The following is a 13,492-nucleotide window of genomic DNA, read 5'->3' as shown; positions in this document are numbered from 1 at the left end:
GTTTATATGAAAAAAAGATCCGGAATACTACTTTTTCTTGTATTCGTTCTCATGTTTGCGCAATTTCCAGGCTTCCCAACAGCGAATGCTGCGACCACAGTGGAAAACGTGCAGGTAACGAAAACGGTGAATCCTGCTGATATTTTGGAAGGAGGAGAAACGGAAGTCACCTTAAATGTACAAGGGACACCAGACAGCAACTTCGTTAAGCCCAATGACGTCATCCTTATCATTGACCGCTCGGGGAGTATGGCATCTTCATATGGACCCAATAACGGTGAAGATAAAATGAAAAACGCGAGAGAAGCGGCTAAAGGTTTTATCGATTTGGTTGATTTCAGCAAACACCGGGTCGGGATTATCGACTTTGCAACTAACGTGAAATATAAAGACCTTTCAACCAATCCTACTGAATTAAAACAATATGTTGACGGCATTCAAGCAGATGGGAGTACGTATACCAATTTAGCTATCGAAAAAGCACGGCAGCTATTAAGTAACCACAGACCCGATGCTCAGCCGGTAATCATTCTGATGACGGATGGTCAAGCAACCGATACTCAAAAGGCATTGGAACAAGCGGCCATCGCCAAGAACGAAGGCATCGTTTTTTATACGATCGCACTTTTACTGAAAACCGAGGATCCTGTCACCAGCGCACCTAATTTGCTGATGAAAGATATGGCAACGACAGCCCATCACCATCATTTTGTCTTAGGTTCGGTGGGACTGGCGGAAATCTATGCCGCTATCGTTCAAGAAATCGGTGTAGCCAGTGCATATGACGTACTTGTTACTGACTCCATATCCCCGGAATTCGAAATTGTTCCAGATTCATACAAAGATAATATACCGCAGCCAACTGTTAACGGCAATACAATTTCTTGGAAATTCCTTGAACTTAAAAATGAACTCCTGACTTTCAAGTATAAAATAAGACATAAATCAGGCGCAGTGGTAGGCGAATTGCCGGCGGGAAGCCAGAATATTGATGTCCAGTATAAGAATTATTTGGGCACACAACATCAATATACGGTCCCTCAACCGATGATTAACGTAAAACATTATGCTCCAATTATTACATCTGTCGAGAAAGACAATGGGCTAATTCAGGGCGGCGAGCAAGTTGTCATAAAAGGACAGTATTTCAGACCTAATCCAACAGTGAGCTTTGAAAGTGCCACGGCGACATCTGTCCAATTTATTAGTTCAAATGAGTTGGTGGTTACTGCTCCTCCGGGTGTTCAAGGAAATGCGACCATTAAAATAACCAATGACGATGGGCAATTTGCAACGGCCAACTATCGCTATTATGCGTTCCCCGTGATTTCAAGTATAACTCCAAATGAGGGCCCCATTGAGGGCGGCACCAAAGTCGTTATCAGCGGGAACTATTTCATGACGGGTGCCGAGGTTCTGTTCGGCGGCGTCAAGGCTACTGTGACAAAATCGGGAGCGACTTCATTAGAGGTTGTTTCGCCTGCAGGGGCATCAGCCATTCCGGTTGATGTAACGGTAAACAATCCTGACGGAACCACAGTAACGGCAGTTAATGCATTTACATACATTAAAGGCCCTGAAATCATCTCAATTGAACCGAATACCGGAATTAGAAGCGGTGGTGAGCAGGTCAAACTTACTGGCGAGCGGTTTGTTGACGGAGCGAAAGTGTATTTTGATTCCACTCTGGTAAATTCCACCTTTGTGTCAAGCCAGAAAATAACTTTAACTACCCCGGTTTGGGCGAAAGCGGATATTGTGGATGTAAAAGTTGTGAATCCAAACGGACAGCAAGCTATGTTGCAAGATGGTTATACTTATGAGGATCTGGACCCTGCCGTAACTTCTGTAACCCCTTCTTCAGGCCCGATGGCCGGAGGAACGATCGTAATTGTAAAGGGGAGTAATTTAAAATCCGGAATGCAAGTGTTCTGGGGAGGCCAGGAACAGACCTCATACACTTATGTCAGCACCGCTGAGATCCGTCTGAGAGCACCGGCATGGCCAAAAGCAGAGAAGGTATCGCTGAAGATTGTTAATCCAGACGGAAAGCAAGTAGAGCTGCAGGACGTATTTGAGTATCTGGCACCGCCTGATCCAACCCTGTCGTCGATTTCACCGGTTAACGGATTAGTTAGCGGTGGAACCACGGTTACCATTAATGGTGCCAACTTCCCAAGTGATTTGAAGGTATTCTTTGACGATCAGGAATTGCCGGTTGTATCTCAAACTGGAGCGAAAATTACCGTTACTTCGCCTGTATGGTCAACTCCGGAAAAGGTAGATGTTAAAATTCAAACTTCGGGTGGATTAGTTATTAGTTTGCCGGATGCATTCGAGTATTTACCGCTACCGACGCCGCCTGCCCCGAAGATTACCAGCATTTCTCCCTCATCAGGCTCGGTCACAGGAGGAAATATTGTTTCCATTAACGGTTCGAATTTTACAAACGGTTTGAAGTTGTATTTTGATGAGAAAGAGCTTAGTTATACGTTTGTTAGTAATTCGTTAATTCGCATATTGGCTCCGGCTTGGGCGTCGCCAGAATACGTGACCGTAAAAATCGTCAATCCTGACAATCAAATGGTAGATCTTCCGAATGGCTATAAGTATGAGCCTATACCTGGCCCGACACTTACTTCCGTTACACCGAATGTCGGACCGGTGAATGGCGGTACGTCAGTCAAGTTAACAGGAAGCAACTTTAAAAACGGTACGAAGGTGTTCTTCGCTGAACAGGAGATTAGTGCTACGTACGTTACAGCAAGTGAATTGCGGATTACTACACCGGCCTGGAGTGCCGCTGAGACCGTGGATGTCAAGGTAGTGAATCCCGATAATCAATCGGCCGTGATAGCTGGAGGGTATACCTTTGAAACGCCGCCACCGCCGCCAGCCCCTGTTATTACCGGTTTAACGCCTAACAGTGGACCACAACAAGGTGGTACGACGGTGTCAATTAAAGGAAGCAATTTCACAGCTAATTCTGTAGTGAAATTTGAGGATACCGTTGTTGCTGCGACTTTATTATCTTCCTCTGAATATAGAATAAAAACGCCGGCTTGGCCGACAGCCGGATCCGTGAAAGTATCAGTCATTGCTGCGGATGGGCAATCAGTTACATTGAATGACGCATTTACCTTTATTGCACCACCTGAGAAACCAAATCCAGTAGTTACCTCGGTATCGCCGAATTCCGCAGAACTTCCTGGAAGCGGTGCTATAGTAACGGTGAGTGGTCAAAACTTTGAAAGTGGCGCTGTAGTCTATTTTAATGATATGCAGATAGCAGCTACCTTCTTAAGCGCTTCACAACTTAGAATCAAAACACCTGCATGGTCAACTGCAGAATCAGTGGATGTTAAAGTCGTGAATCCTGATGGGAAGTTCGGAGTACTTCAAGGTGGATTTTCCTATTTGACTCCGCCGCCACCTCCAGCACCTACGTTGAATTCGTTATCGCCTAATTCGGCTTTAGCCTCGACGAGTAGTGTTATTACAATAAGCGGTGATAATTTTGTTAACGGTGCGAAGGTTGTTTTCGGAAATAAAGAGGTGTCTTCAACATTTTTAAGTAAAACCCAATTGCGGGTAAGTTCACCTGTTTGGGCAGCTCCAGAGACGGTTACAGTAAAAGTGATAAACCCAGACGGACAGTCCGCCGAACTAGTGGACAGTTTTACCTTTAGACAAGATCCGGCTCCAACTTTAACCAGTTTATCTCCAAACACAGGATTGAATACAGGCGGAGGAACCGTCACGGTTAACGGAAGCAACTTTAGAACCGGCGCCGTCGTATACTTTGATCAGCAAGCCATAGCTGCTACTTATTTAAGTGCGTCACAGCTTCGGATTAAGGTCCCCGCTTGGACTGCAGCAGGTGCTGTTGATGTAAAAGTAACGAATCCTGATGGACAAGATTCAGAAGTGCTGAGCGGAGGATATGTTTATACTTCACCTGCACCTAAGCCAGCTCCAACGGTAGTTAGTGTATCGCCTAAAAGCGGTAGTAAAAATGGGGGTTATGTGGCAACCATTTATGGAACCAATATCCAAAGCGGAGCTACTGTTGAAATCAATGGCGTAGTTGTTGCTGCAACTTACTTGAGCTCGACTCAGCTTAGAATCAAAGTTCCAGCTTCGACGATAACCGGACCAGTGACAGTTAAAATAATTAATCCTGATGGACAATCGGGAACACTGGTTGATGGATTCACTTATATCTAACGTTTGTGTTTTTGTTTGTAAGAAACAGGTGCCGGGTCTATAGTTTATAGATAGGCACCTGTTTTTATTGTGTCGAATATAGAATGTTGGGGGATCAAACAGTGAAATCACCAATAACTGTGTGCATCTTGGCGAAAAACGAGGCGAATGACATTCGTGAATGTATTCGATCAGTTATCTCGTATGTTGAGGAGGTAGTCGTTCTTGACACTGGCTCTTCAGATCTTACTATTGAAATAGCAACAAGAGAAGGGGCGCTGGTTAAACGCGGGGATTGGGCCAATCATTTTGGACAATCCAGAAATGAATTGATTGGATACGCAACCCAGCCTTATATCTTAATGATGGACGCAGACGAGCGGCTAATGGACGCTGAGTCAGTAGACCTGGAGAATGGAATAGCATTACTGAAGCAGGATCCTCATAGAGCAGGAAGAGTAGAGATCCGAAATAAGATGAGTGATGGTAGATATACGACAACACAGATTACGCGCTTATTTCCCAATGCTCCAGAATTTCAGTATTCGGGGCGCATTCACGAACAATTATTATATAGAGGTGCTATGCCTGAGACATATTCAACAAATATTAAACTTCTTCATTTTGGATATATCCAACAAGCCATATGTAATAAAGAGAAAATAAATAGGAATCTTGATTTGTTATTTAAACAACTCGTTGAAAATCCTCAGGACGCATACACCTTGTTTCAGATTGGCAGAACTTACTCAGTTAACAAGCAGGATAGAGAGGCGTTACCTTATTTGGAAAAGGCTTATAAAAGTTCGAATAAAAGTTTCCGTTTCTATCCTAGTATTATTCACAATTTGGCTTGGGTTTATCTAAGAGAACGAAAGTGGACTGAATTATTCTCACTTATTGAAGTTGCCCTAAAGACTTACCCGGATTATACCGATTTATATTATATATATGGAAGTGCCCTGATAGAAATGAAAAATGTGGAGGTATTCCAATTAATCCCGGATGCATTTGAAAAGTGCATTGAGTTAGGGGAGTCAAATTCCAGCTATTATGAGACTCAACAAGGGGTTGGAACCTATCTTGCTCACTATAATTTGGGACTTTACTATGAACTGACTCGCAATACGGACAAGGCAAGATACCATTATACGAAAAGCAGTGAATTAGGTTTTGCACAGGCTCGGTCTCGCCTAACTCATCTGTCTTAGGAGGCAACATGGATAAACCTACTGTATCTTTATGTATGATTGTCAAAAATGAGGAACGCTGTATAGAACGATGCTTGAATAGCGTAGCTCCTTTAGTGGATGAAGTCATCATTGTTGACACTGGGTCTTCTGATCGCACCTTGGAGCTTGTTAATAAATATGATGCAAAATTATTTTATTATGAATGGGATAACCACTTTGCCAATGCAAGAAATTATGCGATTGAGCAGGCCACTGGTGAATATATCTTGCAATTGGATGCCGACGAGTGGATAGATGATCCTGTCCATGAATTAAACCAGCGACTGGATAAGGAGATTTATTATATACCTATTCGTAATGATCTGGGCGGAGGGTTGGCGGAGGTTCATAAGTTCCCTCGTTTATTCCGGAATATTCCGGAATTAAGATATGAGGGGGCACTACATGAACAAATTAATATTACTACAAATTGGCATAGAAGCTCTGCTGTTTTGAGTCAAGTTACGATTCATCATGATGGTTATTTAAATCAAATTGTGAATTCAAAGGGAAAAAAAGAGCGGAACCTAAAAATATTATATGCAGAAATCAAAGATAACCCCTCTGCTTTTAATTATTTTAATTTAGGACAGCAATATTTCACCATGGGAGAATATCGGAAAGCCGTCGATGCGTATAAGAAGGCATATAATTATGGCGGCGAGTTTACGTTTACCAAGAGACTTCTTCTTGGCATGATACAAAGTTTAATGTTGGTCAAACAATTCAAAGATGCGTTATCAATCGCTAATGACTCATTTCAGCTTTATCCTGATTACGTGGAATTCAAGTATTATGAAGGTTTGATTTATCAGGAGATAGGTTACTTGCCTGATGCACAGGAATGTTTCGAAGAATGCATCAAGACAGGTGATAGTGACCCAAGTGTACATTTTAATACGTATGAAGGAACAGGCAGCTACCTTGCAAATGCGAGGTTGGCCGAAATAGCTTACATGAATTTCAATTTTGAACAGTCCGAAGCATATTTAAATCAGGCAATATCTCAAGCGCCTAGGGTTATGGGGTTACTGAAGAGCTATTTGGATTTTAATCGGAATATTGATGCTCGTAAAATATTTGATCAAATTACAGTTCTTTGGCCTCAGAATCAAGAAGTGCTTCAGCAATTAATTTATGCTTTATACCAGTTAAGGCACCCGGCAATTCACTATTTTTTGGACAGGTACAACGTAGATTGTGATCAAGAAGTAATGGCTTTTATCAATATGGTGGCAGGTGATTTTGCTGCGGCTGAGGAGTATTGGACTAACAAACAAGAGTGCAAGGAAGAGAATTTGAGAGACGTATTATTATTGAGTGTGGCTCAGAAGAATAAACAATTGTTAGATCGCTATCTCGGAACAATTTCCCTTCGTCATGAGGAGAAAAGGGCGTTGTTAGCGTTTTGCGAGATGCAAGATATCAAATGCGGTGAATTTTCACGCGAATTCAGAGAAATGGTTTATATTTTGCTCTCTGATCTTCTGAAAATTCAAAAATACGAGTTCTTGGATTATTTCACCAAACAGTTTTCTACTCCACAAATGCGTCTTGTACTTGCTCAAGTATTATATGATTACGGTTTTTATGAAATTCTACTAGAGGTTCTTGTGCAAGGATCAAACCAAGAAGACAAGTTTCATATAAATCTTCTGGCAGCCAAAACGCTAAGACATTTGAATTCTTGGGAAGACAGTTTGTATTATTATCAGGAAGCCTATAAGATTAAACCTAATTCAGAAGTAGCCTTTCACATCTGTAACTTGGCAATCCATCTAAATGATGTGGATACAATTAAATTTATTCTTGGGAAAATGATGGATTGGGATGTAGTTTCTACGTGGATGAAACATCAACTTTTCAACTAATGGTTGCATGATCAATAAATTTATTTGCATATTAATGGTTGACTTAGACAGGAGATACAATTGAATGAAGAGTGAACTAGTTAATAAAGTATTTGAGTCGATCAAACAGAAGAATCCGGGGAAAGCTTACGAGCATTGTTTCAATGAGCTTGTCTCTCATCCCGAAGATGAGGATATAGATTTCTGTTTAGGTTTGCTTTCTATGATTGTTGGAAATGATGAAGTTGCTGAATGGTATCTTAACAAGTGTAAATCATTTTCCAAGCATTTAGAGCAGCCTAATATTAGCCTTGAAGTATTGAAGTATATTAATAATCCATATTTTGAACAGAAATGGGACAGTTATCGAAAAATTCAAACTCAACAAGAACTAAGAAGAATGGCAGAGATCGCTTCGCAATGCTATGGAGATGTATTAGAGATAGGATGCGGCAGCGGTGATCTCTCAATCTTTATCGCCTGCCATGGATCTCAACTTTACGGGATTGACATTGAGGCTGTCGCAATTGATCTAGCAAGACATAAAACCGCAAAACTTGGCATTGATACATGCCATTTTCAGCTTGGAAATGCGTACGGGCTGGATTTTAAAAGTAATTTATTTGATACAATTGTTATTGGAGATGTTCTGAAACAAGTTGATGATCCAAAGAAAGTCATTATTGAAGCATATAGAGTTTGCAAACCTGGGGGCACCATCATTATTAGCGTGCCGAATGGATATTCTCTTCCGACTTCAACAACGAATAATATATTCACGAAGAAAATATTGAATAATCTAGTTGAATTTTCAATTGGGCAATCGTTGCAATGGAGTCACCGCATATCAGAGGAATGGATCATGGGAACTCTAATTAAGCCTTTTGAAAAATATGAAGAAACTTCTATATATGAAATTAAATCATATTTTCTCCCTCAACCATATAGTCTCCCTAAAAGTCATCAATTAGTAACGGTGATAATTCCTACGTACAATCGAAAAGAATATATCGCCGAGACAGTACAATCTGTACTGCATCAAACGCACAAAAATATTGAAATAATCGTAGTAGATGATGGATCATTGGAATCTCCAAAGGATGAGCTTTTTCCGTACTTAGACCATATTAAGTATGTCTATAAAGAAAATGGCGGTAAATCTTCTGCGCTCAATGAAGCTATTCATTATGCAAATGGAGAGTTTATTTGGGTATTTGATGATGACGATATTGCGCTTCCTTTAAAATTAGAACTGCAGTTAAAACGGTTCGTGGCGAACCCTGACTTGGGAATGGTTCATAGCCGTTCAGTTGATTTTAATGACATTAATGGTCAAGTCATAAGGGTCCATGACCTATCACCAATAAATAATAAATTGGATTTTAGGTTGCTGATGCGAGGGTGTTTCGTACATGGTCCTACCGTTATTTTTAGAAAAAGCTGTCTTGATCAATTAGGAGGGTGGGATCCGCAGCTTGTAAGGGCTCAAGATTATGACTTTTGGTTAAGGATGGCATTAGTTTTCGAGATGGAGTACCTTCCGGTCCCGACAGTGAGATATCGAGTCCACACTGGTCATAGAGGATCAGCAAATGAACCCGTTACCTTTAATGAGCTCGTCTCCAAAACTGCTAAATATGAGCAAGTCATTTTTAAAAAGCTATATCAAAACGTACCGATTAACGAAATGTATAAAGAGATCTTTCAATCAGATAATGTTACTCTAATGCTTGAGGCATTTATTGAAAGGGCATTGGTTTATGCGGCACGCGGATTGTTGGAAGAGGCAAAGCAAGATTTGGTAATCGCTAAAAATAATGCTTTCGGTTTTGGAAACCCGTGCTTTAGCATGGAGGCCATTCAAAATATCCATAAATTGGGTCAAGCGGCTGTACAAGGTAACTGGAGCGATCAGGAGCTAGTATCCAGTATCCATGGTTTAGTTCAACTGATTACTTCAAAAGAGTAGTGTAGGGTAGCATGATATTTCACAAAACCTTGGAGTGATTATTAGTGAGAATAACCGTTATAGGAACAGGGTATGTTGGCCTAGTAACAGGAGTTTGTTTAGCCGAAGTCGGTCATAACGTTACTTGTATCGATGTCGACGAGAAAAAAGTAAAGATGTTGCAAGATGGTATAGCTCCAATTTATGAACCTGGACTTGAAGAATTAATTATAACTAACTTAGCAGCAAATAGGCTCACATTTACAACTAGTTATAAAACAGGTCTAGCCGGCTCCAAAGCAATTTATATTGCAGTTGGAACCCCTTCAAATATGGATGGGACCGCTGATTTAAGAGCTTTGGAAAAAGCGGCGATAGCTATTGCGGAGCATATTGAAAATGATACAGTCATCGTTACAAAAAGTACTGTGCCTATCGGAACAAACGATCGAATTCGAGATATTATTGAGTACAACAAAACAAATGGAAATATAGATATTGACGTCGTTTCTAACCCGGAGTTTTTGCGGGAAGGTTCGGCCATTCATGATACGTTTAATGGAGATCGAATCATTATCGGTGCGGATAATAAGTTTTCGGCAGATTTGATTGAGGAAATTAACGCACCATTCAAGGTTCCTGTATTCAGGACTTCCATTCGCAGCGCTGAAATGATTAAATACGCTTCTAATGCATTTCTTGCAACCAAAATAAGTTTTATTAACGAGATATCTAATTTGTGTGAAAAATTGGATGCGGATGTAACTGAAGTAGCTAAAGGCATGGGGATGGATAAACGTATTGGGCCCCATTTTTTGAATGCGGGAATAGGGTATGGGGGCTCATGCTTTCCAAAGGATACCAATGCCCTTATGCAAATTGCAGGGAATGCAAATTATGACTTTGAGTTATTAAAATCAGTGATTGAAGTGAATAGAAAGCAACATAAAAAATTGATTGAAAAAGCGAAAGAACGCTTTGGTTCTTTGAAAGATTTATCCATAGCAGTACTTGGACTAGCATTTAAACCAAATACGGATGATATGCGAGAAGCGGCATCCGTTCCGATCATCTCGGAACTAATCAATCTTGGTGCGAAGGTAGTCGCTTATGATCCGATTGCCATTGAAAATGCGAAGCGCGTATTACCCCTTAGTGTCGATTTTTCAGAAACTATTGAAGGTGCAATCCTTGGGGCAGACTGTGTGTTTATTCTTACTGAATGGCCTGAAATTAAGCAATATGGTTTGGAGCAATTTAGTACTTATATGAGACGTCCCATCATTTTCGACGGGAGAAATTGTTTTGATAAAGTCTATGCACAGACTCAGAGGGTAGAATATCATTCCATAGGACGACCAAGTGTTTACTTGGAGACACAAAATATTTTGAGTTGATTATATTGAAATAGAGAGAGTAGGTACAAACGATGACCAGCAATGCTTACTGTAATGAGCAATTTATGAAGAAGACAAGTATCATTATCTTATGTCACAATAATCTCGAGTATACTAAACAGTGCATTGAGAGTATCCGGCAATATACGGATAAATCTAAGTATGAGCTTGTTGTCATTGATAACGGATCGTTTGATGGAACTAAAAATTGGTTGCTTGATCAGGAAGATATTATTGCTGTGTACAATAGTCAGAATGAAGGGATCGCCAGAGGATATAATCAGGGGATTGAAGTATCCAACGGTGAAACACTTGCCTTTTTGGATAATGATGTGATTGTTACTGAAAATTGGCTTGACAATCTGTTGGCTGGTTTGTATAGTTCGGAAGAGGTTGGGGCTGTTGGCCCAATCAGTAATAATGCGGACAGTCAAAGTGTTGTAGTGAATTATCAAAACTTAGAACAGATGTTCAATCTTGCCCGGAATAACAACATTTCGAATTCACAGCGATGGGAAAATCGGGTTAATTTGTATGGATTTTTATTGCTAGTTAAACGTGAAGTCATTCAAAAAATTGGCCTTTTTGATGAAGATTTCTCTCTAGGCTTATTTGAAGATGACGATTATTGTTTCCGAATGATTTCGGCCGGTTATAAATTAGTGCTATGTAAGGATGTTTTCGTTCATCATTATGCCGGTGTGACTTCCACGGGTGTATTTAAACAACACAATAATATGATGTCTTCTAATAAAAAGAAGTTCAAGGATAAATGGGGCTTCGATGGGCGTTATTCTAGCTATGTCCGTACCGACCTTTTATCTCTATTGGATAGTCATGATGTAAATGAAACGATTAGAGTTTTAGAAGTGGGTTGCGCGTGTGGGGCCACACTATTAGATATAAAGAACAGGTACAAGAATGCGGAGTTATACGGGATCGAATTAAACGAAGCTGCCGCAAAAATCGCGTCAACGTTTGCTAGAGTTACGGCAGAAAATGTTGAAAATGAAATTGATTATGAAGAGAACTACTTTGATTATATTCTTTTCCCGGATGTCCTTGAGCACCTATACGACCCCTGGAAAGTTGTGAAAAAGTTAAAAAAACATTTGAAGAAAAATGGTAAATTACTCGCTAGTATTCCAAATGTTATGCATTATACTGTCTTAAGAAATACAATTTTGGGTAAGTGGGAATACGAAGACAGAGGACTCATGGATCGAACGCACATTCGTTTCTTTACATTGCGTGAAATTCAGAAAATGTTTGAAGAAGCAGAATATTTTAACACGGAGATTCGTGCGAAAACTATTTTGATACCCGATGAAGATGAAAAGTGGATTAGGGGACTGGCTGAATTGAGCAATTTAGGAGGGGAGTCATTTTCCACTAATCTTGATCAACAGTACAGAGTATATCAATACTTGGTTAAGTCCTACAACAGTAATCCATTTGTGGAATTAAGTGAGCTTATTAAACTAATGAACTCTGAGTTGGTGAATGACGAAGTGTCTCAGAAGTTCATAGAGAACATTATTGAAAATAACGTGGGGCTCCATGAAATTATTAGACTAGTAGAAGAAAATACAATTAATCAAATAGATACCTACAATTGTTTGGTTAATGAATTCTATAAGAGAGGTTTGTCTGAGTATATCATTCCGTTACTTTCACAGGCTCTATCGTTAGCTCCTCAAGATAAAGATACATTGTTCAACTTAGGCTACATTCTATTTGAAGCTACAGAATATAAACTAGCTTTGAGTTATCTCCAACAAATTAAAGACGATGAGTTGGATGAAGAAATTCATCAGATGATCGCGGTGATTCGGGAGAAATGGATAGCTAATACAGGTAAGTATCGGATTGCCATTAAAATCGCCGCCGACCGTGAAACGATGCAATTATGGGGAGATTATCACATGGCTTTGGGCTTGAAAAAGCAGTTTCAGCTTCTGGGGCATGAGGCAATTATTCAAGTATACCCCGATTGGTACAACGGGGAAGACGAGGATTTTAATGTCGTTATTGTTCTAAGAGGGTTGCACGCTTACGAACCCAAACGCCGGCATATAAATATTATGTGGAATATATCGCATCCTGATTTGGTGGACATCAATGAAATGAACCAATACGACTACGTATTTATCGCTTCTGATTTCTGGGCAGATCAAATAAATCCGACAGTCCATGTTCCTGTAGAAAGTATGCTGCAATGCACCGATCCAGAGTTGTTTAATGAACAGGGTCTGCTGAATAAGCACATTCAGTTATTATTTGTCGGTAACTCGCGATTCGTTCACCGGAAAGTTATTAAAGATCTATTGCCTACCGATTATGACTTGCATATTTACGGAAATGGTTGGGAATCCTATGTCGATCCTAAATATATCAAAGGGCGTTATATTCCTAATCATGAACTAAGCCAATATTATAGTTCTTGTGACATATTGCTCAATGATCATTGGGATGATATGCGGGATAAAGGGTTTATATCTAATCGAATTTTTGATGCTTTAGCTGCGGAGGCTTTCATCATATCAGACCATGTACGGGGCATTGAAGAAGTGTTTGGTGATGGTATTGTGACTTACGATTCACGAGAAGAGCTACAGAGCTTAATCCATTTCTATCTCGAGAACCCTCAATTACGTAAGGAGATGGCGAGAAAGTATGCGCAAGAAGTAATTGATAAGCATACTTACCGTCATAGAGCAACTACTTTTATCCAGACAATACATTCGATCTTGCAGGGGATAATAACAAAGTAAGTTTTTCTGGGAGTGCTTATGTGTCCATATCAATGTGGAAAAGAGTATCCCTCTTTTCTACAAAAAACCTTTGAAACTGGGGCTG

6 protein-coding genes are annotated in these 13,492 nt (G+C 40.2%); all 6 read left to right on the top strand.

Features of this window, described 5'->3' with window-relative positions; genetic code table 11:
* Positions 1–6: 6 nt before the first annotated feature.
* On the top strand, positions 7–4,227 hold the full coding sequence (locus BN3795_RS06000; protein WP_068783800.1) for an IPT/TIG domain-containing protein: 4,221 nt from the start codon (positions 7–9) through the stop codon (positions 4,225–4,227).
* Positions 4,228–4,328: 101 nt separating this feature from the next.
* Positions 4,329–5,417, top strand: a complete 1,089-nt coding sequence (locus BN3795_RS05995) for a glycosyltransferase family 2 protein (protein WP_068783799.1) — start codon at positions 4,329–4,331, stop codon at positions 5,415–5,417.
* 8 nt (positions 5,418–5,425) lie between these two features.
* Positions 5,426–7,309, top strand: coding sequence for a glycosyltransferase family 2 protein (locus tag BN3795_RS05990; RefSeq protein WP_110945042.1), 1,884 nt, complete (start codon positions 5,426–5,428; stop codon positions 7,307–7,309).
* 64 nt (positions 7,310–7,373) lie between these two features.
* Positions 7,374–9,257 (top strand): glycosyltransferase, encoded by a 1,884-nt coding sequence (locus BN3795_RS05985; RefSeq protein WP_068783797.1) that lies wholly within the window; start codon positions 7,374–7,376, stop codon positions 9,255–9,257.
* 44 nt (positions 9,258–9,301) lie between these two features.
* Complete coding sequence (locus tag BN3795_RS05980; RefSeq protein ID WP_068783796.1) at positions 9,302–10,633, top strand: UDP-glucose dehydrogenase family protein; 1,332 nt, start codon at positions 9,302–9,304, stop codon at positions 10,631–10,633.
* Positions 10,634–10,665: 32 nt separating this feature from the next.
* Positions 10,666–13,407, top strand: coding sequence for a glycosyltransferase family protein (locus BN3795_RS24990; protein WP_110945041.1), 2,742 nt, complete (start codon positions 10,666–10,668; stop codon positions 13,405–13,407).
* Positions 13,408–13,492: the final 85 nt, after the last annotated feature.

It is taken from the genome of Paenibacillus phocaeensis (assembly GCF_900021165.1).
Classification (GTDB): Bacteria; Bacillota; Bacilli; order Paenibacillales; family Paenibacillaceae; genus Fontibacillus; species Fontibacillus phocaensis.
The sequence above is the reverse complement of the archived record's forward strand: the minus strand, read 5'-3'. Positions and strand labels throughout refer to the sequence as shown.